Origin of the sequence: Bradyrhizobium sp. SZCCHNRI20481 (genome assembly GCF_032485055.1) — a bacterium.
Classification (GTDB): domain Bacteria; phylum Pseudomonadota; class Alphaproteobacteria; order Rhizobiales; family Xanthobacteraceae; genus Bradyrhizobium.
Genome location: NZ_JAUEUE010000022.1, coordinates 1 through 20,767, shown reverse-complemented (window position 1 = coordinate 20,767; position 20,767 = coordinate 1). Strand labels below are relative to the sequence as shown.

25 protein-coding genes are annotated in these 20,767 nt (G+C 64.9%); 19 read left to right on the top strand and 6 right to left on the bottom strand.

Annotated elements, in window-relative coordinates:
• Nucleotides 1–59: 59 nt before the first annotated feature.
• The 8 genes from phnD (at nt 60) to QX132_RS29560 (ending at nt 7,548) form a co-directional block, all read left to right on the top strand.
• The gene (gene phnD, locus QX132_RS29595) at nt 60–992 is read left to right on the top strand and encodes a phosphonate ABC transporter substrate-binding protein (protein ID WP_316163552.1); all 933 of its coding nucleotides are present in this window, start codon (nt 60–62) and stop codon (nt 990–992) included.
• Nucleotides 993–1,087: 95 nt separating this feature from the next.
• On the top strand, nt 1,088–1,972 hold the full coding sequence (phnE, locus tag QX132_RS29590) for a phosphonate ABC transporter, permease protein PhnE (protein WP_315741003.1): 885 nt from the start codon (nt 1,088–1,090) through the stop codon (nt 1,970–1,972).
• Nucleotides 1,969–2,817: a phosphonate ABC transporter, permease protein PhnE gene (gene phnE, locus QX132_RS29585; protein ID WP_316163551.1), complete on the top strand. Its 849-nt coding sequence runs from the start codon at nt 1,969–1,971 to the stop codon at nt 2,815–2,817. Before phnE (QX132_RS29590) ends, phnE (QX132_RS29585) begins: the two co-directional genes overlap by 4 nt.
• Nucleotides 2,818–2,976: 159 nt before the next feature.
• Nucleotides 2,977–3,984 (top strand): ABC transporter substrate-binding protein, encoded by a 1,008-nt coding sequence (locus tag QX132_RS29580; protein ID WP_316163550.1) that lies wholly within the window; start codon nt 2,977–2,979, stop codon nt 3,982–3,984.
• 52 nt (nt 3,985–4,036) lie between these two features.
• On the top strand, nt 4,037–4,852 hold the full coding sequence (locus QX132_RS29575; RefSeq protein WP_316163549.1) for an ABC transporter permease: 816 nt from the start codon (nt 4,037–4,039) through the stop codon (nt 4,850–4,852).
• A 4-nt stretch (nt 4,853–4,856) separates the two neighbouring features.
• Entirely contained in the window at nt 4,857–5,642 is a 786-nt protein-coding gene (locus QX132_RS29570) for an ABC transporter permease (protein ID WP_316163548.1), read from the top strand.
• A gap of 5 nt (nt 5,643–5,647) precedes the next feature.
• A complete protein-coding gene (locus tag QX132_RS29565; RefSeq protein WP_315811424.1) occupies nt 5,648–6,709 on the top strand; it encodes an ABC transporter ATP-binding protein in 1,062 nt (353 codons plus the stop codon).
• Nucleotides 6,706–7,548, top strand: coding sequence for a phosphodiesterase (locus QX132_RS29560; RefSeq protein ID WP_316163547.1), 843 nt, complete (start codon nt 6,706–6,708; stop codon nt 7,546–7,548). Before QX132_RS29565 ends, QX132_RS29560 begins: the two co-directional genes overlap by 4 nt.
• A gap of 35 nt (nt 7,549–7,583) precedes the next feature.
• On the opposite strand, the gene phnF is transcribed toward QX132_RS29560, so the two are convergent.
• Nucleotides 7,584–8,309 carry a phosphonate metabolism transcriptional regulator PhnF gene (gene phnF, locus QX132_RS29555; protein WP_316163546.1) on the bottom strand — a complete coding sequence of 242 codons (726 nt, stop codon included), beginning with the start codon at nt 8,307–8,309 and terminating at the stop codon, nt 7,584–7,586.
• Between the two features lie 119 nt (nt 8,310–8,428).
• Here phnF and phnG point away from each other — a divergent pair, with 119 nt between their 5' ends.
• The 9 genes from phnG to QX132_RS29510 are packed head-to-tail and all read left to right on the top strand — an operon-like array spanning nt 8,429 to nt 15,387.
• Entirely contained in the window at nt 8,429–8,884 is a 456-nt protein-coding gene (gene phnG, locus QX132_RS29550) for a phosphonate C-P lyase system protein PhnG (RefSeq protein WP_316163584.1), read from the top strand.
• A complete protein-coding gene (gene phnH, locus QX132_RS29545; RefSeq protein ID WP_316163545.1) occupies nt 8,884–9,495 on the top strand; it encodes a phosphonate C-P lyase system protein PhnH in 612 nt (203 codons plus the stop codon). The genes phnG and phnH overlap by 1 nt, the downstream gene beginning before the upstream one ends.
• 3 nt (nt 9,496–9,498) lie before the next feature.
• The gene (locus tag QX132_RS29540) at nt 9,499–10,602 is read left to right on the top strand and encodes a carbon-phosphorus lyase complex subunit PhnI (RefSeq protein ID WP_316163544.1); all 1,104 of its coding nucleotides are present in this window, start codon (nt 9,499–9,501) and stop codon (nt 10,600–10,602) included.
• A complete protein-coding gene (locus QX132_RS29535; RefSeq protein ID WP_315741013.1) occupies nt 10,599–11,483 on the top strand; it encodes an alpha-D-ribose 1-methylphosphonate 5-phosphate C-P-lyase PhnJ in 885 nt (294 codons plus the stop codon). Before QX132_RS29540 ends, QX132_RS29535 begins: the two co-directional genes overlap by 4 nt.
• Nucleotides 11,476–12,270, top strand: a complete 795-nt coding sequence (gene phnK / locus QX132_RS29530; RefSeq protein ID WP_315741014.1) for a phosphonate C-P lyase system protein PhnK — start codon at nt 11,476–11,478, stop codon at nt 12,268–12,270. Before QX132_RS29535 ends, phnK begins: the two co-directional genes overlap by 8 nt.
• 18 nt (nt 12,271–12,288) lie before the next feature.
• Nucleotides 12,289–12,987, top strand: a complete 699-nt coding sequence (phnL, locus tag QX132_RS29525; protein ID WP_316163543.1) for a phosphonate C-P lyase system protein PhnL — start codon at nt 12,289–12,291, stop codon at nt 12,985–12,987.
• 15 nt (nt 12,988–13,002) lie between these two features.
• Complete coding sequence (locus QX132_RS29520) at nt 13,003–14,160, top strand: alpha-D-ribose 1-methylphosphonate 5-triphosphate diphosphatase (protein ID WP_315756178.1); 1,158 nt, start codon at nt 13,003–13,005, stop codon at nt 14,158–14,160.
• On the top strand, nt 14,157–14,798 hold the full coding sequence (gene phnN, locus QX132_RS29515) for a phosphonate metabolism protein/1,5-bisphosphokinase (PRPP-forming) PhnN (RefSeq protein ID WP_315741017.1): 642 nt from the start codon (nt 14,157–14,159) through the stop codon (nt 14,796–14,798). Before QX132_RS29520 ends, phnN begins: the two co-directional genes overlap by 4 nt.
• Entirely contained in the window at nt 14,776–15,387 is a 612-nt protein-coding gene (locus tag QX132_RS29510; protein ID WP_315741018.1) for a pyridoxamine 5'-phosphate oxidase family protein, read from the top strand. The genes phnN and QX132_RS29510 overlap by 23 nt, the downstream gene beginning before the upstream one ends.
• A 46-nt stretch (nt 15,388–15,433) precedes the next feature.
• Here QX132_RS29510 and QX132_RS29505 read toward each other — a convergent pair whose 3' ends face one another.
• Complete coding sequence (locus QX132_RS29505; protein WP_315741029.1) at nt 15,434–15,655, bottom strand: hypothetical protein; 222 nt, start codon at nt 15,653–15,655, stop codon at nt 15,434–15,436.
• Between the two features lie 319 nt (nt 15,656–15,974).
• Between QX132_RS29505 and QX132_RS29500 the strand changes: the two genes are divergently transcribed.
• Nucleotides 15,975–17,006, top strand: a complete 1,032-nt coding sequence (locus QX132_RS29500) for a YbhN family protein (RefSeq protein ID WP_316163542.1) — start codon at nt 15,975–15,977, stop codon at nt 17,004–17,006.
• Here the strand turns inward: QX132_RS29500 and QX132_RS29495 are convergent.
• Nucleotides 16,944–17,267, bottom strand: a complete 324-nt coding sequence (locus QX132_RS29495; protein WP_315741019.1) for a multidrug efflux SMR transporter — start codon at nt 17,265–17,267, stop codon at nt 16,944–16,946. The genes QX132_RS29500 and QX132_RS29495 overlap by 63 nt on opposite strands.
• A 195-nt stretch (nt 17,268–17,462) precedes the next feature.
• Nucleotides 17,463–17,723: a hypothetical protein gene (locus tag QX132_RS29490; protein ID WP_315756174.1), complete on the bottom strand. Its 261-nt coding sequence runs from the start codon at nt 17,721–17,723 to the stop codon at nt 17,463–17,465.
• A gap of 213 nt (nt 17,724–17,936) precedes the next feature.
• On the opposite strand from QX132_RS29490, the gene QX132_RS29485 reads away from it, so the two are divergent.
• Nucleotides 17,937–18,911: a quinone oxidoreductase gene (locus tag QX132_RS29485; RefSeq protein WP_315785888.1), complete on the top strand. Its 975-nt coding sequence runs from the start codon at nt 17,937–17,939 to the stop codon at nt 18,909–18,911.
• A gap of 91 nt (nt 18,912–19,002) precedes the next feature.
• Here the strand turns inward: QX132_RS29485 and QX132_RS29480 are convergent, their stop codons facing one another.
• Together QX132_RS29480 and QX132_RS29475 are read right to left on the bottom strand one after the other, a co-directional pair.
• Nucleotides 19,003–19,278 carry a hypothetical protein gene (locus QX132_RS29480; RefSeq protein ID WP_315741022.1) on the bottom strand — a complete coding sequence of 92 codons (276 nt, stop codon included), beginning with the start codon at nt 19,276–19,278 and terminating at the stop codon, nt 19,003–19,005.
• 218 nt (nt 19,279–19,496) lie between these two features.
• The gene (locus QX132_RS29475) at nt 19,497–20,363 is read right to left on the bottom strand and encodes a hypothetical protein (RefSeq protein WP_316163541.1); all 867 of its coding nucleotides are present in this window, start codon (nt 20,361–20,363) and stop codon (nt 19,497–19,499) included.
• Nucleotides 20,364–20,767 lie beyond the last annotated feature (404 nt).

Here is a 20,767-nt window from a genome sequence, read left to right as displayed (position 1 = left end):
CGAGCTTCCGCATGGCGCGGGGGCGAGACCTGTTACTTACTGCAACAAGAGGGCATGTTATGATCAATCGTCGCATCGTTCTGGCGGGCGTCGCTGCGCTGGCTTTCACGGCCTCGGCGTCAGCCGAGGACTGGAAGGCGAAGTATCCTGAGCTGACCTTCGCCGTGGTCCCGGCAGAGAACGCCTCGGGTGTCACCGAGCGCTGGACGCCTTTCGTGGACTATCTCTCGAAAGAGCTGGGCGTGAAGGTGACGCTGCGTATCGCCAACGATTACGCGGCCGTGATCGAAGGTCAGCGCGCCGGCAACATCCACATCGCGAGCTATGGCTCGGCGTCGTTTGCCCGCGCCCGGCTCACCGGCGTCAAGACCGATGCCTTCGCCAACGACATCAACTCCGACGGCAGCACCGGCTATTATTCGGTGTTCTTCGTCAAGGCGAGCAGCCCGTACCGGAAGGTCGAAGACCTCAAGGGCAAGAATCTCGGCCTCGTCGATCCGAACTCAACGTCGGGCAACAACGTGCCCCGCTTCGAGCTCAACAAAATGGGCGTGACCGACGCCGAGACGTATTTTGGCAAGGTTGTCTTCACCGGCAGCCACGAGAACGCGGTGCTGGCCCTGTCCCAGGGGACTGTCGACATCGCGGCCAACCAATGGACGAGCGACAACGATTCGACGTTGGCCCAGATGCTGACCAAGGGCATGCTGAAGAACGCTGACGGTTCGCCGATGAAGAAGGACGACTTCCGCATCATTCACAAGTCGGCGCCGATCATCAACGGCCCCTACGCCTACAACACGGACCTGCCGGACGATCTGAAATCGGCGATCGCCAAGGCCTTCTTCGATGCGCCGATCAAGGACAAGGCCGCCTTCGACCGTCTCTCCGACGGCCAGAAGAAGGGCTTCCACCCTGCCACGACGAAGGACTGGGACGGCACGATCGACCTGATCAAATTCGTCGACAGCCTGCGGAAGAAGGCGTCCTGATCGACGATCCATCGATGGTGAGCCGGGTCCCGTGGGGCCCGGCTCGTCCGTTGAAGAATCCCTCACACGTCCGAACCAAGAGCAGCACGAAGCCGATGGCTGTTGCCGTTTCGATCCTTCCGAGCCAGCAGCTTGCGGCTCTGAACGAGACCTATCGGCGGGCCGTTTCGCGCCGTCGATTGCGTCTTGCCCTGTCCGCCATGGTATTCCTGGCGGTGCTCTTCGCCGCGGCCATCGGTGCCGAGGTCAATCTGCGGACGTTCTATACTTACTTCGGCAACTTCATCAGCTACTTCGATCGCATCTTCACGCTCGACGACGGGCAGCGGGTCTGGACCAATCTGCCCGAATGGTTCTGGGGCTTCAAGAAGTGGATCAAGCTGCTGGCAGAGACGCTGCTGATCAGCTACGTCGGCACGATGGCCGGAATGCTCGTCGCATTCGGTCTCAACTTCCTCGCCGCCGAGAACACCTCGCCCGCGCCGTGGATCCGCTTCACGGTGCGCCGGCTCCTGGAATTCGCCCGCACCGTTCCGAGCGTCGTGTTCGCCCTGATCTTCGTCATTGCTTTCGGGCTTGGGCCGATCCCGGGCGTGCTCGCCATCGCCCTTCATTCGAGCGGTGCGCTCGGCAAGCTGTTCTCCGAGGTCGTTGAGAATGCCGACATGAAGCCGGTCGAGGGCGTGCGCGCCACCGGCGCGAGCTGGCTGTCCTGCATGCGATTTGCCGTGCTCCCTCAGGTTATTGCGGGTTTCTCCAGCTACACCTTGCTGCGCTTCGAGATCAACGTGCGCGAGGCTTCCGTGATGGGCTTCGTCGGCGCCGGCGGCATCGGCCAGGAGCTCGTGGTCGCGATCCGCAAGTTCTACTATTCCGACGTCAGCGCCATTCTCGTCATGATCGTGGTCACGGTGTTCCTGATCGATATCGGCACCGGCTGGCTACGCGGCCGCCTGTTCGGCTCGGAGGCCCGCACATGAGCATCTCCGGCTCACCGGACGCGAAGCAGCTTGCCGAGCGCTACCCGCATATTTTCAATCGGTCCCTGTCCGCACGTTTCGCAACGCCGGTCGTGCTGCTGCTGGCTCTGGCCATCTTCGTCTTTGGTCTCGTCGATCTCGACTTCTCGCCGTCGCGGATGCTGTCCGGCCTCGGCCAGCTCGGCTGGATCGCGCGAATGATGCTGCCGCCAGATCCTGGCTCGTCGCTTCCGATCTATCTCAAGGCGCTCGGCGAGACGCTCTCGATCGCGGTGCTCGGCACCACCTTGGCGGCCGTCTTCGCGCTTCCGGTTAGCCTGCTTGCGGCCAGGAATATCGTCCCGTCGGCCGTCTTCCGCTTTCCGGTGCGTCGCCTGTTCGACACCATTCGCGGCGTCGACACGCTGATCTGGGCGCTGGTCTGGATCAACGTCGTCGGCCTCGGGCCCTTCGCCGGCGTGCTGGCGATTGCGGTTTCGGATTTCGGTGCGCTCGGCAAGCTGTTCTCGGAGGCGATGGAGAGCGCCGACCGGAAGCAGGTCGAGGGCGTGCGTGCGGCCGGCGGCAGCGCGTTGCACGAGATCCGCTTCGGCCTGCTGCCGCAGGTTCTTCCGGTGATTGCCGGCCAGGTGCTCTACTTCATCGAATCCAACACGCGCTCGGCGACGATCATCGGCATCGTCGGCGCGGGCGGCATCGGGCTACAACTGGCCGAGCAGATCCGCGTGCTGGAATGGCAGAAGGTGTCGTTCCTGATCCTGATGATCCTGGTGGCGGTGGCCGCGATCGACTGGATCTCGGGCAAGCTGCGCTTTGCGATCATCGGCCGCCGCGCCATCGCCTGACCGGAGGGGCATCCGAAGGTTGCGATCGTTCGCCTACGAACGGTCAGGATGCGGTGCCGGCAGTGTGTGCTGCACCGACTGTCGCAAATCCTTCATGTGCCGCCTTTAGGGGAAGCTCCGGAACTGGCTGCCATGCCAGGACATACGGAGTCCGTCTTCATGAAGCTCACTCGCCTCGTTCTCGCGCTGCTCGCGCTATGTGTTGCCGCATCATGGCAGCCGGCCAAGGCCGCGGACGTCATCTGCTACAACTGCCCGCCGGAATGGGCCGACTGGGCCTCGATGCTCAAGGCGATCAAGACCGATCTCGGCTACGACATTCCACACGACAACAAGAACTCCGGCCAGGCGCTGGCGCAGATCCTCGCCGAGAAGAGCAACCCCGTCGGCGACATCGGCTATTTCGGCGTCACCTTCGGCATGAAGGCGAAGGCGCAGGACGTGCTGGACGCCTACAAGCCCGCGAACTGGGATCAGGTCCCCGCCGGCTTGAAGGATGCGGACGGCTACTGGACCACGATCCACTCCGGCACGCTCGGCCTGTTCGTGAACAAGGACGCGCTCGGTGGCAAGCCTGTTCCGGCCTGCTGGAAGGATCTGCTCAAGCCCGACTATAAGGGCATGGTGGGCTATCTCGATCCGAGCTCGGCGGCCGTCGGCTATGTCGGCGCCGTTGCCGTGAACCTTGCGCTCGGCGGTTCGCAGGCCAATTTCGAGCCGGCCCTTACGTTCTTCAAGGATCTACGCAAGAATGATCCGATCGTGCCGAAGCAGACGTCCTATGCGCGCGTCGTCTCGGGCGAGATCCCGATCCTGTTCGACTACGACTTCAACGCCTACCGCGCGAAGTATACCGAGAAGGGCAATTTCGAGTTCGTCATTCCCTGCGAGGGCTCGGTGGTCTTCCCCTATGTGGTCGGCCTGGTGAAGAACGCGCCCGACAAGGACAAGGCGAAGAAGGTCATCGACTATCTGCTCTCCGACAAGGGCCAGGCGATCTGGACCAATGCCTATCTGCGTCCGGCGCGCCCGATCGAGCTGCCGGAATCGGTGAAGAACAAGTTCCTGCCGGACAGCGACTACGCTCGCGCCAAGAGCGTGAATTGGGGCGATATGGAAGCCGCACAAAAGGGCTTCGTCGACCGCTACCTGTCCGAGGTTCGCTAAAGGAGCGCCGCGCCTCCGCCGGAGACGATCCGGCGGAGGTGCACTTGATCACATGTCGCACAAATCCTTCGTCCGGCTCTGTTTGCTGCCCCTGGGAGCCGTCACCTCGGCATTCTTTCTGTTGCCGATGGCGAGGCTGCTCGTCACCGGCGCCGAGGGACCGCACGGTCTGGCCGAATATCTCGCGATCATCCTCGAGCCGCGCTACCGCACGACACTTCTCAACACGCTGGCGCTGGCGGCGGCCACCACGATCGCGACCCTGGTCATTGCGACGATCGCCGGCCTGTTCCTGCAGCGTCACCGGTTTCCGGGCCGCGCGGTCCTGGTCGCGATCCTGACGTTTCCGCTCGCGTTCCCGGGCGTCGTGGTCGGCTTCATGATCATCCTTCTGGCTGGCCGCCAGGGGATGATCGGGGAGGTCTCGTCTCGGCTCACCGGCGACAAGCTCGTATTCGCTTATTCGATCTACGGGCTGTTCCTCGGTTATCTCTATTTTTCGATTCCGCGGGTGATCCTCACGATCATGGCTGCCGCGCAGAAGCTGGACCCCGGTTTGGAGGAGGCGGCCCGATCGCTCGGCGCGAGCCCCTGGGCCGTGCTGCGTGACGTGATCCTGCCGGCGCTGACCCCGGCGCTGATCGCGTCCGGCGCGATCGCGTTCGCGACGGCGATGGGTGCGTTCGGAACGGCATTCACCTTGGCCACGAACATCGACGTGTTGCCGATGCTGATCTACACGGAGTTCACGCTGGCCGGAAACCTGGCCACCTCGGCGGCGCTCTCGGTCGGCCTTGGCCTGATGACCTGGCTGATGCTCGCATTGGCGCGCTCCTTCGCCGGCAGCTCGGTGGCAGCGGCAGGGTAGGCACGTGCGCGACAGAGTCATCTTCATCCTTCAACTGCTGTTCACACTTCTGGTCGCCGCCTTCCTGGCCGTGCCGGCCGGCCTTTCGATCGCCGCGGGCGTGACTGTCAACTACTTCCGCGGCATTCAGTCCGGCGTGACACTGCAGTGGGTAGTCCAGGTCTGGGAGCTCTACGCGGGCACGATCATGGCATCGATCCTGATCGCGCTGGGCACGCTGGCGGTCACGCTCGTGGTCGGTGTTCCCGCTGCCTACGCGCTCTACGTTCGCGGCGGACGGCTGGCGCGGCTGGTCGAGGAGATCATCACCTTGCCGCTCGCGATTCCCGGGCTCGCCATCGCGCTGGCGCTGTTGCTCACCTACGGCGGGGTGGGAAGCTTCCGCCGCTCATGGCTGTTCATCCTCGCTGGCCATGTGATCTTCACGATGCCATTCATGGTGCGGTCTGTCATGGCGGTGTTCTCGACGATCGACGTGAAATCGCTCGACGAAGGCGCCGCATCGGTCGGAGCCGCGCCATGGCGCCGCTTCATCGACGTCATCGTTCCCAACGCCGCGCCCGGCATCCTGGCCGGCAGCCTCATGGTGGTGACGCTATCTCTCGGAGAATTCAACCTGACCTGGATGTTGCATACGCCGCTGACCAAGACGCTGCCGGTCGGCCTCGCCGACAGCTACGCATCGATGCGGCTGGAGGTCGCATCCGCCTACACGCTGATCTTCTTCGTCATGATCATCCCGCTGCTGGTGGCCATGCAATGGATCGGCGAGAGAGGGAGCCTGCGGTGAGCACGATGACCCGGCATGGAGCCGCGCTGAAGGTCGAGAATTGCGGCAAGACCTTTGCCGACGGGACCTGCGCGCTCGCGCGCGCCACGCTCGACATCGCGCAGAGCGAGACGCTGGTGCTGCTTGGGCCGTCCGGCTGCGGCAAGACCACGTTGCTGCGGATCGTGGCCGGGCTCGAAACACCCGATGCGGGCGGGCGCGTGCTTTTCGACGGCAAGGATCTGACGAGGCAGCCGATCGAGAAGCGCAACGTCGGCATGGTGTTTCAATCCTACGCGCTGTTCCCCAACATGACCGTCGCGGACAATATCGGCTACGGGCTCAAGATCCGCGGCGTGCCTAAGCCGGAGCGCGCCGCGCGGGTCGCGGAGCTGGTCACGCTGACCAACCTCGCCGGCCTCGAAGATCGGCGAATCGATCAGCTCTCGGGCGGCCAGCGCCAGCGCGTCGCGCTGGCGCGCGCGGTCGCGATACGGCCGAGCGTGCTGCTGCTCGACGAGCCGCTCACCGCGCTCGATGCGGCCTTGCGAGAGCGCCTGCGCGGCGAGCTCAACGGCCTGTTGCGTACGCTCGGAATCACGGCAATCTACGTCACGCATGACCAGGCCGAAGCCATGGAGCTCGGGGACCGCATCGTGGTCATGCGCAAGGGCGCCATCGCCCAGGTCGGGACGCCGCGCGAGATCTATTTCACGCCAGCCGACCGCTTCGTCGCGGAGTTCGTCGGCGCGGCCAACATCATCGAGGCTCCGATCGACGGCGACCACCTCGTTCTGCCCGGAGGGAGACAGCGGATCGCCGAGGCTGGCTCGCGCAGCAAGGCGATGGCGATGGTTCGACCGGAAACGATCGGGATCGTCGGCGCGGCGGCATCGTGCCTGACCGGCCTCGTCGACAGCGTCCGCTTCGCCGGTGATCGCCAGCGGATCGTCGTCCGCGACGCCGCCGCCGTTCCACTGACGGTGGACGCACCGAATACGATCAGGGTCAGCGCGGGTGAGCGGATCGGCCTGTCGATTGAGCCGAGCGCCATTCGTCTGCTGCCGGAGCAAGGTGGATCAGCATGAGCACGCGTCCTGTCACCATCGCCCAGATATCCGACCTGCACATCAAGGCGCCCGGCCGGCTCGCCTACCGCCGCGTCGATACGGCGCGTGCGCTGGCCCGTTGCATCACGGAGCTCAACCGGTTCGAGCCGAAGCTCGATCTGGTGGTGATCTCGGGCGATCTCGTCGATACGCCGTCGTCGGCCGAATACGATCATCTCAAGGATCTTCTCGCCGAGCTCGAAACTCCATTCGTCGCCGTGCCCGGCAATCACGATTCACGCGAGCTGATGCGCGCGGCGTTTCCGGGCACTCTCCATGGTGGACCTACCGGTCCGCTGAACCGGCATGTGGCGTTGGCCGATCTCGATCTGCTTCTGCTCGATTCCAGCGTGCCCGGCCATCCGCATGGCGAGCTCGATGAGGCGAGTCTGCAATGGCTCGACGCCGCGCTGTCCGGATCCAGCAAAAGGCCGGCCCTGCTGTTTCTGCATCATCCGCCGTTCGCCACCGGCATCTGGCACATGGACCGGCAGAACCTGCGCAGCGCCGACGATCTCGCGGCCGTCCTCGCGCGCCATCCGCGGGTGCAACTGATCGGATGCGGTCACGTTCATCGCGCGACGCTGACCCGGTTTGCGGGCATCCCCTGCACGATCTGCCCGGCACCGAACCATGCCGTCGCGCTCGACCTGGCCGAGCTTCGCCCGCCATCCTTCCGGATCGAGCCGCCGGCCTTTCACCTTCATGCCTGGTTTCCAGGACCGGGATTCGGAACGGTCGTCACTCATCAGGTGCCGATCGGGGATTTCGACGGGCCGCATCCGTTCTTCAATCAGGACGGCACGCTCATCGACTGAGGGCGCAAGAACGAAGCGAGGCGGCGGGGTCTGGTCTAGCTCTCGACCTCGAACGTCACGCGCTCCGCCGCGAAGCGCGAGCGCTTGCTGACCAGCGGCGTCCCATCGGCATCGATGTCGGTGCTGTCGACCACCAGCACCGGACGGCCCAGCGCGAGGTCGAGCCGTGCGGCGTCGCTCGCGTCGGCGATGGCCGCCGTGATCCTGGTCGCGCCGCGGCGATAGTCGCGAATGCCGTAATGCGCAAGCAGCGCCGTCATCGAGCGGAGCGACGCGAAGATGTGGCCGGCCTCAGGAAATCGCTCGGACGACAGCCAGGACGTGCTGACGCAGATCGGGGTCTTGTCGGCAAGACGCAGCGCCTCGATTCGGACCAGCGGCGCCCCCGTCTTCAGTCGGAGCTCGTGCGCGAGTTCGCGCGTCGCCGACTCCTCGGACGCTGCGATCAACTGCCCGCGCGGCTCGCGCCCGCCGGCGCCCACGATCTCGGAGAACCTGGTTCGCGATCTCAGGGGATATGACAGACGAGGCGCTTCGACATAAGTGCCGCTGCCGCGCTCGGCGCGCACGAGGCCGCGCTCGGCCAAGGTCGCGAGCGCGCGACGCACCGTATGACGGTTGACGCGGTAGGTTTCGGCGATCTCGGTCTCGCCGGGCAGGCGGGTGCCGGCCGCGAAGCGGCCGTCGGCGATGTCGCGCTCGATGCCGTCGGCCACCCGGCGCCACAGTGCCACGCCCGAGTCGGCGCCCTGCATGCTCATCTGCGGTTCTCCGCTGCGCGACCTGAAAATCACGCCCATGTCATCAAACAGTCATGGCGCTTCGTTACGAAGTTGTCTATTAACATAGACAACTTCGCGATAGCAAGATCGGGATGAAGATGGAGGGCGAGACCGCGATGCAGGACCGGCGCAGGACGGCGATGCGGGTATTGGCGCATGCCTCGCATGCGGACATCCGCGCCAGGCTCGACGGACTGGCGCTGCCTGAGTATCGCGACCTGCGTCCGGCGGAGAATGGCCTTGTGATGCTGCGGGGCCGGATCGGCGGTGATGGTGCGCCCTTCAATGTCGGCGAGGCGACGGTGTCGCGCGCTGCGGTACGGCTGGAGAGCGGCGAGGTCGGGTTCGGCTATGTGCTGGGACGCGACGCCGCCAAGGCGCGTCTGATGGCGCTGTGTGACGCGATGATCCAGTCATCAAGCCACACGCGATCGATCGAGACGCAGGTGGTTGCGCCGCTGCAGGCGCAGATGCGCACTTCGCGCGAGCACCGCGCAGAGGAGGCTGCGGCCACGCGTGTCGATTTCTATACGATGGTGCGAGGAGAAGGCTGATGGCTGCCGCCGCTTCCGATCTGCAGCCTGGTTTCGCCGACAATGTCCTGTCCGCGCAATCGACCTTCCGTACCGTCATGGAGGCCATGGCGCGTCCGGGAAATGTGCGGCAGGTCGAGGTCAATGTCGGCCGGCCCTCGTCCTTGATGCCTGGTGCCGCCGCGCTCGCGTTGACTCTGTTCGATCACGATACGCCGATCTGGCTCGATGCGCCGCTCGCCGGCACGCCCGAGGTCGGCGCCTGGCTCAAGTTTCACACCGGGGCGCCGATCGTCGCCAATGCCGCGCTCGCCTGCTTTGCAGTGGCGGCAGACCCCGAAGCGCTGCCTGATCTGAATTCATTCGCGCTCGGCAGTGCTGAGTACCCCGATCGCTCGACGACGCTGATCCTGCAGGTGCCGAGCTTGTCCGGAGGGCCGGCGTTCAAGCTGCGCGGTCCGGGCATCGACGGGACGACATTGTTCCGTGCAACGGTCGCGCCCGCCGACCTGTTCGAGCGGCTGTCGATCAATGAGAAGCTGTTTCCGCGTGGTGTCGATGTGGTGCTGGTCGATGGTTCGTCCATCGTCGCCATCCCGCGAACGACCCGACTCGTTTCCGCAGGAGAGTGAGGCATGTATGTTGCCGTCAAGGGTGGCGAGCGCGCCATCGAGAACGCGCACCGGCTGCTGGCGCATGAACGCCGGGGTGATCGCGATGTGCCCGAGCTTTCGCTGGCGCAGATCTCCGAGCAGTTGGGGCTTGCCGTCGATCGCGTGATGACCGAGGGCTCGCTGTACGACCGCGAGCTCGCGTCGCTCGCAATCAAGCAGGCGCGTGGCGATCTGATCGAGGCGATCTTCCTGGTGCGCGCCTTCCGCGCGACCTTGCCGCGCTTCGGCGCAAGCGAGCCGGTCGACACCGGCGCGATGCGGGTGCAGCGGCGCGTCTCGTCGACCTTCAAGGACATTCCGGGCGGCCAGGTGCTCGGGCCGACCTTCGACTATACGCATCGGCTGCTCGATCCGCAGTTGGCGGCCGGCGCCGAGCCGGAGCCGCCGGCCCGTGCCGAGGCGCCGAATGCGCCGACGCCACGTGTCACCGACATTCTCGGCCAGGACGGGTTGATCGAGCCGTCGCCGCAAGCCGAGGTTGGCGCGCCGGTCGGCGATCTCACCCGCGATCCCCTAGGCTTTCCCGCCGATCGTGATCTGCGGTTGCAGAATCTCGCGCGCGGTGACGAGGGGTTTCTGCTCGCGCTCGGCTACTCGACCCAGCGCGGCTATGGCCGCAACCATCCCTTCGCCGGCGAGATCCGCTTCGGCGAAGTCGAGGTCGAGTTCTTGGCCGAGGAGATCGGCTTTGCGGTGCCGCTCGGATCGGTCGAGCTGACCGAATGCCAGATGGTGAACCAGTTCAAGGGGTCGGCCACCGAGCCGCCGTGCTTCACGCGCGGTTACGGTCTCGCCTTCGGGCAGAGCGAGCGCAAGACGATGTCGATGGCCCTCGCCGACCGAGCCTTGCGCGCGCGCGAGCTGGGCGAGGATATGGTTGCACCGGCGCAGGATGAGGAGTTCGTGATGTCGCACTCCGACAATGTGCAGGCGACCGGGTTCGTCGAGCATCTGAAGCTGCCGCACTATGTCGACTTCCAGTCCGAGCTCGGCCTGCTGCGCAAGCTGCGCCTGGAATTCGCCGAGGCCAATGCCGCTCCTGAATTGAAGGAAGCTGCGGAATGAACGCGCCGACGTACAACTTCGCTTATCTCGACGAGCAGACCAAGCGGATGATCCGCCGCGCAATCCTGAAGGCGATCGCGATTCCCGGCTATCAGGTGCCGTTCGCGAGCCGCGAGATGCCGATGCCCTATGGCTGGGGCACCGGCGGCGTACAGGTCACCGCCGCCATTCTCGGTCCCGACGACGTGCTCAAGGTCATCGATCAGGGCTCGGACGATACGACCAATGCGATCTCGATTCGCAAGTTCTTCGCCAAGACCGCGGGCGTCGCGACCACGACGTCGACGGAAGAGGCGAGCGTGATCCAGACCCGTCACCGAATTCCCGAGGCGCCGCTTCACGAGGGGCAGGTGCTGGTCTATCAGGTGCCGATCCCGGAGCCGCTGCGTTTTCTCGAGCCGCGCGAGACCGAGACCCGCCGCATGCATGCGCTGGCCGAATATGGCCTGATGCACGTGAAGCTCTATGAGGACATCGCACGCTTCGGTCACATCGCGACGTCCTACGCCTATCCGGTCAAGGTCAATGCGCGCTACGTGATGGATCCGTCGCCGACGCCGAAGTTCGACAATCCCAAGATGGACAATTGCCCGGCGCTGCAATTGTTCGGCGCGGGACGCGAGAAGCGAATCTATGCCATTCCGCCGTTTACATCGGTCGTCTCGCTGGACTTCGAGGACCATCCGTTTACGCGCTACAAGTTCGACGCGCCCTGCGCGCTGTGCGGCGCAGAGGATTCCTATCTGGACGAGATCGTGACCGACGACAAGGGCAGCCGCATGTTCGTGTGCTCCGATACCGATTACTGCGAGGGCCGCCAGGCGTCCGGACATCGTGGCGCGCAGAGCGCCGCCCCGCACAGGGAGAGCGCCCATGGCTGAGATGATCAGCGCCTCCGATCAGCCGCTGCTCGTCGCCGAGGGGCTTGCAAAGAGCTACGGCCGGTTGGCGGCATGCCGCGACGTCTCGTTCGTGCTCTATCCAGGCGAGGTGCTCGCCATTGTCGGCGAGTCCGGCTCGGGCAAATCGACACTCTTGCAGATGTTGTCGGCGCAACTGGCGCCGACGGCTGGCCGCGTGTCCTATCGGATGCGTGACGGGGTGCTGCGCGATCTTGCCGGGCTCGGGGAGTCCGAACGCCGTTTTCTGTTCCGCACCGATTGGGGCTATGTCCATCAGGACCCGGCGCAAGGCCTGCGCATGGCGGTTTCGGCGGGCGCCAATGTTGGCGAGCGGCTGATGGCGGTCGGCTGGAATAACTATGGCCGGATCAGGCAGACCGCCTCGTCATGGCTCGCGCGCGTGGAGATCGACGTCGCCCGCATCGACGATGCGCCGCGGACCTATTCCGGCGGCATGCGGCAGCGGCTGCAGATCGCGCGCAATCTCGTGACCGAGCCCAGGCTCGTGTTCATGGATGAGCCGACTGGGGGGCTCGACGTCTCCGTGCAGGCGCGCCTGCTCGATCTGATGCGCAGCCTCGTCAACGAGCTCGGCCTCGCCGCCATCGTCGTGACCCACGATCTGGCCGTGGCGCGGTTGCTGTCTCATCGTGTGATGGTCATGAAGGAGGGGCGGGTGATCGAGACCGGCCTCACCGACCAGGTGCTCGACGATCCGCGCGAGCCTTACACGCAGCTCCTCGTATCCTCGATCCTGCCGCCATGATGCAATGAGCCCAATGCGATGACCGTGATGATCGATGTCGAAAGTGCAGAGAAGACCTTCACCATGCATCTGCAGGGCGGCATATTGCTGCCCGTGGTGCGCGGCGTGTCGTTCCAGGTCAAGGCGGGGGAATGCGTCGTGTTGTCGGGACCGTCGGGCGCGGGCAAGTCGTCGATCCTGAAGATGATCTTCGGCAACTACCGTTGCGATGGCGGCCGCATCGGCGTCCGGCACCAGGGCGAGATGACCGATCTCGCCGGCGCCGAGCCGCGCCTGGTCCTGAATGCGAGGCGGCAGACCATCGGCTATGTCAGCCAATTCCTGCGCGCGGTGCCGCGCGTCCCTGCACTCGATGTCGTTGCCGAACCGCTGCTCGCGGCCGGCCTGCCGCGCGACGATGCGCGGGTGCGGGCGGGTGGGCTGCTGCGACGGCTGAACATTCCCGAACGGCTGTGGTCGCTGCCGCCGTCGACCTTCTCGGGCGGCGAGCAGCAGCGGGTCAACATCGCGCGCGGCTTCATCTCCGAAGTTCCGGTGCTGTTGCTCGACGAGCCGACCGCGTCGCTCGATGCGGCGAACCGTGCGGTCGTGGTCGACCTGATCGCAGCCAAGAAGAAGGACGGAGTGGCGATGCTCGCGATCGTGCATGATGACGAGATCCGCGCCCAGATTGCGGATCGCATGGTCGACGTCATGACATTCGCCGCGGCGGCGTAAAGGGACAAATTGCAGATGAGCGCGAACATGTCCGATCTCGTGATAGGAAATGCCAGGCTGGTCCTCGCCGACCGCGTCGTCGAGCAGGGCTGGGTGGCGATCGCGGGAGGCCGGATCGCCGAACTGGGCGAGGGGGCAGCGCCGGTTGGCAGCCTGGATGCCGGCGGCGACCTGTTGATGCCCGGCCTGGTCGAACTGCACACCGATCACCTCGAAGCGCATTTCGTGCCGCGCCCGAAGGTCTATTGGGATCCCGTTGCTGCCGTCATTTCCTATGACGGGCAGCTTGCGACCGCGGGCATCACGACGGTGCTGGATTCGCTGCGGGTGTGGAGCGAAGAGGGCGCCGAGGGCGTCGACGGCCAGGCCAATGTGCTCGCGGATGCGATCGCGACGGCGCGCGACGGCGGGCTGCTGCGGTCCGATCACTTTCTGCATCTGCGCTGCGAGGTGCCGATGCCGACCGTGGTCGAGGAGGCGCGGCAACTGGCCGGGCGCCCGGATGTGCGGCTGATGTCGCTGATGGATCATACGCCCGGGCAGCGCCAGTTTCGCGACGAAGGCAAGCTGCGCGACTACTATCGCGGCAAGAGCGGCGGCAAGACCGATGCAGAGCTCGACGTGATGTTCGCACGCCGCTTCGCCTATCAGCAGGCCTATGCGGCGCCGAACATGCGCGACATCGTTGCGCTGGCGAAGACCCATGACGTGCCCCTGGCCAGTCATGACGACACCACCGAGGAGAACGTCGCGGACGCGATCAAGGACGGCATCGCAGTCGCGGAGTTTCCAACCACGATGGAAGCCGCGCGGGGCCTGCACCAGGCGGGCATCAGCATCCTGATGGGCGCTCCCAACGTCGTGCGCGGCGGGTCTCACTCCGGCAATATCGCCGCCGTGGACCTCGCGCGCGAGGGCCTGCTCGACATTCTGTCGTCGGACTACGTACCGTCGAGCCTGCTGATGGGCGCGCTGCAATTGCCGCAGCGGGTGCCCTCCATCGATCTTGCCGCAGCCGTCCGCACCGTCACCAAGGCGCCCGCCGATGCCGTCGGCCTGCATGATCGCGGTGAGATCGCCGCAGGCAAGCGTGCGGACTTGATCCGTGTTCATGTCGCGGGACAGTTGTCGGTCGTGCGCAGCGTCTGGCGGGAAGGGCAGCGGGTGGCATGAGCGGAACCGAGGTTGCATCGGCGAAGACATCCGAGAAGCTCGGTCCCGGCCGCCTGATCCTGGTGGTCGGGCCGAGCGGCGCGGGCAAGGACACCTTGCTCAACGTGGCGCGCCGCGAATGCGCCAGCGATGACCGGATCGTTTTTCCGCGGCGGATCGTCACGCGCGAGGCCTCGGCTTTCGAGGATAATCTCGAGATGAGCGCGTCCGCTTTTCGTGAGGCGCTCAGCGCCGGTGAGTTCGCGCTGCATTGGGAGGCCCACGGACATGACTACGGCGTGCCGCGCGCGATCAAGAATGACATCCTGGCCGGCCGCATCGTGGTCGTGAACGTCTCGCGAACGATCATTCCCGCCGCGCGCCGGGACTATGCCGACGTCATCGTCGTCGCCATCACTGCGCCGGCAGATGTTCTCGCCGAACGGCTCGGCAAGCGGCACCGTCCGAGTGACGGCGATATCGGTGAGCGTCTTCACCGGGCGGTGAGCGAAGACACCGTGGCGGATGTCACGATCGTTAATGTCGGCGATCCCGAGCCGCACGGTCACAGGCTGGCGGAAATCATCAAGCGACCGATCGACGCAGAACCGATCGGATCCGAGGGAGGAGGCGGCCATGTCGATCATCACCACGATTGAGCAGCTCGAGGCGATCTATGGCGAGACGGGGCTGGCATCGACGGCGAAGGTGGCTGATCGCGTGACGCCGCACTACCGGATCATGATCGAGAAGTCGCCGTTCGTGGCGCTCGCGACCTGCGGTCCTGAAGGTCTCGACTGTTCGCCCCGCGGCGATCTTCCCGGCTTCATCCGTATCCACGATGACAAGACCCTGATGATGCCGGATCGCCGCGGCAACAATCGCGTGGATTCCCTGCGCAATATCGTGCGCGATCCGCGGATCGGTCTGCTGTTCCTGATTCCGGGATCGGGCAATACACTGCGTGTGAACGGACACGGTCATCTGTCGACGGCTCCCGATCTGTTGGAGTCGTTCCGGATGGAAGGCAAGCCGCCGCGCTCCGTCCTCGTCATGGCGGTGGAAGAGATCTACTTCCAATGCGCCCGCGCGATCGTTCGTGCCGATCTCTGGAACCCTGACAAGCGCGTCGACCCGCGGCAACTGCCGACACCGGGACAGATTCTTGCGGCGATGACGGCCAACGATATCGACAGCGCGGCGTACGATCGCGAGTGGCCCGAGCGCGCGCGGAAATCCTTGTGGTGAATTCGGCGCGCGGCTCTTCAAAAAGGGAAGGCCGGGCTCCGAAAGATCAGGCTGCGACGTCGAGCAGGCGTGAGGATCCTCTGATGAGAACCTTGCGCCCGGCGACGGTGAGCGTCGCGGCGCCATTGTCGATTGCGACGAGTCCAAATGCAGTGAGCTCGTCGACAATCACGCCGTTCAGCCTGCGGCGTTCACGCGCGGGAATGCGAAGCGCCTTCAGCGTCTCCCATTGGTCCGGCGTGAGCTCGTGTTCGATTTCCGCGTTCATGCTGCCTCGAATGTTGACGTCCCGCACCCGTCTTAGAAAGTCCGCGTGACGAAGATGCGACCTTCATGCATCCGTACTGATACGGTTCACGTCATTACGCTCGAACCCACCGGCGATTAATTCAAATTTGAATGATCGCGAATGTGGTGCTGCATTGCAGCTCGCCGTGTTGGTAGCGGTGAACGATCGTCCGGCGTTAACAGATAATTAAGGTGTGTGGGCGGCGCACAACGGTAACGCCGCTGTCACATCGGTGTGTCAAACGGCGCCATCGTCCTGCTCGAATCGGCCGGCGCATGTTTGAAACGAAACACGTTGAATGGCTGACCTGACCGACGTTTCGCCGCTGCAGTCGAACCGCAGAATCTGGTTGCGCAGCCTGGGCGGACTGGCCCTGAGCCTCTCGATTGCGGCTGTGGCCGTGTATGTCCTGGCACGCGCCGTCAAGAAGCTCGACTTCGCTCATGTTCTGTCGATCGTCGAGGCCACGAACCTTCATCTGATCGCGATGGCGCTGGCGTTCATCGTCCTCTCCTACGCCAGCCTCACGCTCTACGACCTGTTCGCGTTGCGGACGATTGGCCGGCGGGACATTCCCTATCGCGCGGCCGCGCTCGGCAGCTTCACGAGCTACCCGATTGCGCACGGCATCGGCGCGGTCGCGTTGATCTCACCGCTGGTTCGATATCGGATCTACGCGCCGTACCGGCTCGGTGCGATCGACATCGCCAATATCAGCTTCCTCACCGGACTGACCTTCTGGCTCGGAAATCTCACCGCGCTCGGCCTGAGCTTGATGATCGATCCGGACGCCTTCGGATGGGTGGAGTATTGGCCGCCGGCGCTCAACCGTCTCGTTGCCGCGGCACTGCTTTGCGCCGTTGCCGCGTTCGTCGTGTGGAGCTGGCCGGGGCGGCGAAGCGCCCGCTGGCCCGTTCGATTGCCGTCCGGGCCCGCTGTGCTGCTGCAGATCCTGGTCGGACTGGTCGAGCTCAGCACCGCGGCGCTGGCAATGTACGTCCTCATGCCGGCGGAACTCGGCATCGATCTCGCGCGGTTGATGGCGGTCTTCATTGCCGCGACCTTGCTTGGATTTGCCAGCCATGCCCCGGCCGGCATCGGCCTGTTCGATGCAACGATCCTGCTGGGCCTGGGCGGCGATCAGGAGCGGCTGCTCGCGGCGCTGCTGATCTTCCGTGCGCTCTATCACCTGCTGCCGTTCGTGCTCGCCCTCGCCGTGTTCGGCTGCGTCGAACTCTCGCGATCCTGCTGGAGATCGTCGCCCGTGTCAGACCGGCGAGTTCAGCTTCAGCCCGATCATGCCGGTGATGATCAGCGTGAGGCAGAATAGCCGCGTCGGATCCGCCGGCTCGCTGTAGAGGATCATGCCGGCGAGGATGCTCCCGGCCGCGCCGATCCCGGTCCATACCGCATAGGCGGTGCCAAACGGCAGTGAGCGCAGCGCGAGCGACATCATCGCGAAGCTGAGCAGAATGGCGATCACGGTGGCGACGCTGGGCCAGAAGCGCGTCAAGCCGTCGGAATGCTTCAGGCCGAGCGCCCAGATGATCTCGAGAGCTCCAGCCGCGAACAGAGCAAGCCAGCCGTTCATGAGGGCCGTGCACCCAACGGCGTGACATCGCCCACGGATCCGAGGCCGGCCTCGCGAAGCCGCGGATCGCCTGCACCCAGCAGTCCGGCCATTTCGTCATCTCCGCGCCGGTCGAACCTGCCGTCCATCTGCATGGTTTGCGCGACGCGCATATGACAGCTGCGAGCGCCACGCAGTCATCGGCGTGCGTCGGGTCTATCTCTCCTCCATCATCGTGAATACGAATCCCGTCAGCGTCGCGCCGACAGCAAAGGACAGCGTCAACACACCGACGAAGATCACGAACGTCACGTGCGGATCGAGACTATGGGCGATCAGAGTCGAGATGCCGAACGCATCCAGTTGGGTCAGCGCGAAGGCGAAGCCGAGCCCCATGGCGATGCCCATGAAGGTGTGGCAGGCCAACTCGATCAGGATGGCCAGATAGATCGCTGCGCTGCGTCGTTTGGGCGGCATGGGGCTCGGACTCCACGCTATGGCCCATGAACGCTGGAACGGCAAACGTTGTTCCTGTGCCGGCTGGCAAAGCCGATTGCCAAACCGAGCCGACAGCGGCTACGGATGACCGAGGTTCGGCCGCGGAAGAACAAGGGCTCGAACGGCCCGCAAGGGCGCCGGCGCGGCCGGGCGGCGCGGCGTCGCGCAATCCGACAGGGAGGATGACAACCCATGACGAACGCCATTCGTTTCCACAAGACCGGCGGTCCCGAGGTCCTCGCTTGGGAGCAGATCGAGGTCGGCAAGCCCGGCCCCGGCGAGGCGCGCATCCGCCATACGGCGGTCGGGCTCAACTTCATCGACATCTACAATCGCTCCGGGCTCTATCCGGTCCAGCTTCCGAGCGGACTGGGCAGCGAGGGCGCCGGTGTGATCGAGGAGCTGGGCGAAGGGGTGACGGACCTGAAGGTGGGCGACCGCGTCGCCTACGGCTCGTCGCCGCTCGGCGCCTATTCAGAGGCGCGGCTGATGCCGGCCGCGCTGCTGCTGAAGCTGCCCGATGACATCGATGACAAGACCGCCGCGGCGATGATGCTCAAGGGCCTGACCGCCCAGTACCTGATCCGGCAGACCTACCGCGTCAAGGCGGGCGAGACCATCCTGCTGCATGCCGCTGCCGGCGGCGTCGGCCTCATCCTCAGCCAGTGGGCCAAGCACCTCGGTGCCACCGTCATCGGCACGGTATCCAGCGACGACAAGGCGCAACTGGCCAGGGCGCATGGCTGCGAGCATACCATCATCTATACGCGCGAGGACTTCGTCGCGCGCGTCGGCGAGATCACCGGCGGCAAGAAGGTGCCTGTCGTCTATGACTCCGTCGGCAAGGACACGTTCCTGAAGTCGCTCGATTGCCTCGCGCCCCTCGGCTACGCCGTGCTGTTCGGCCAGTCCTCGGGCGCCGTCGATCCGCTCAATCTCGGGCTGCTCGCGCAAAAGGGCTCGCTGTTCGTGACCCGGCCGACGCTGTTCACCTACGCGGCCAAGCGTGAAAGCCTGGTCGCGATGGCCAACGAATTGTTCGACGTGGTCAAGTCGGGCGCGGTGAAGATCGAGGTCAATCAGACCTATCCGCTCAAGGACGCGGCTCGGGCACACGCCGATCTCGCGGCGCGCAAGACGACCGGCTCGACCGTCTTTCTGGTCTGATCCGACGTGCCCTTCCGGGGGGGCTGCTGCAGGTGCCGGCTCACCCGTTTCGTCGTCGCCGCACCATGTGGCACGGGCCGGCGCAGTCCGGTCAAACCTGCTCGTGCTTGCGCAGATCGCGAAGGTGATCGAACTGGACCGCCTGCAGGTCGGCGTCCCGCCCATCGATCTCGGGCAGGGCGGCTTCGGACATGATATCGGCCGTGACGTCCGCAACCGACCGGTCGACGATCTCGTGGATGAAGCTGACGTTCGAATATTCCCCCGACGCGATACGCGCAACGACGTCGCGCCGGGTCATTTCAGGATCGACCACGGCCTCGCGTCCGCGCCGGCCGTAGTCGATCATCACGACGAAATACTGCATGGAGCGCCGGTTCGCCTTCGGCTGACTGTGATGCTCCATTATTTCTTTAAATCAGAATTTTGTCAAGGCTGATTCGGTCCACCCTCGCCTCAGCCGACTCCATCCTCCGCCTGCGCGGCCATGACCACACCGGCATCGGCCGCAGAAATAGTCCAGGCGATGTAGCGTGGCGTGCGGAAGCATGTTCCCGCACGCCATGAGGACCGCGTGATCGCCCATCACTGCACGTTGAACGTCGCGCCGGGACATTCGGTGGTCACGCTGATCGGGATCCCCTGCGCCGCCGCCGCGGTCGGCTTCGGCTTCGCAACCACCTTCCAGCGGCCGGGCTTGTTCAGCCAATATCTGTGCCTCGATGTCGCAATGCGGCGCTCGGTATAGGTCGTGCCCTTCCAGATCAAGGGGCCCTTCGGCTTCGGTGCCGCGATCTCATGCCACGGTCCGAACTCGCCGAAGTCCATGAACCACAGATGCCATTCGAGCTTCTGATATTCATGATGGGACGCGACCACCTCGACGATGGGGCGGCCGTTCAGCCACGACACCTCGTCCTCGAGCGGCTTGATCTGCTGGCAACGGGTATGCAACGGCTCCTGAACGCGAAGCAGATCGTCTCGCTGGCTTTGCGTGAGCATCGCCGAGGTGACGGGCAGTCCCACGTTCGGATCATCGGCCGGATATGAGCAGATCGGCACCGTCGGCGGCCCCTGGCCCGTCCAGGGATTGTTGCTGCAATAGACTCGCCTGGTCACCGACGAAATGCCGGTGGTCGCCGTTTCCTCCGCCTTTCCGGTTTCCCGGTCCCAGACACCGCTGAACGTCGTCTTTTGATTCGGCGGACAGGCCACGGTCTTGTGGGCCGTCCACCAGTGCGAAACCTCGAATTCATAGTACGAGTAGCGCGGCTCCGGATACAGCACGGCTCTGACGCTGGTCAGCGCGTGGTGCGCTTCGCACGCCGTTCCATAGGTATCCAGCCAGCACACGAGGTGGAAGTTTTCGTTCGGCCAGCATCCCGCACGCGCCGACGACGTGAAGCCGAGTGCGGCGATCACCAAGGTAAAGGCAAGAAGATATCTCCGCATGGCGTTTCCCATGATGGCGTTTCCCCATGTCCCGCCTGTGCAGCCACAGGTTGACGATGAGTTTGCTCCGGCGCGGCGCCTGGTCCTTGATCGGGATCAATCCGCTTGCGCGACGTCCTCAACGTCGGCCGGACGTCGGCGATGACGCGACGGCGCCGCTGGCGGGCGCGTGTATCGTCGGGGCGGGTCACCGCTTGGAGCCGAGATAGCGGAAGACCAGCCTGTCCCACCGCCGCCTCCGAATGCCGACTGCTACGTCCATAGCGATGAGCTGCGGGTCGAGGACTGATCCGGGCGCCAGGCGCGGCTAGCGGCAAGGCGTCACGCCCGTCGAGGCTGGGCAAGAACTCAGTGTTCACGGTAAGATTTGGGGGCATGACGAATCGGCCGTTCAAGAGCGGCGA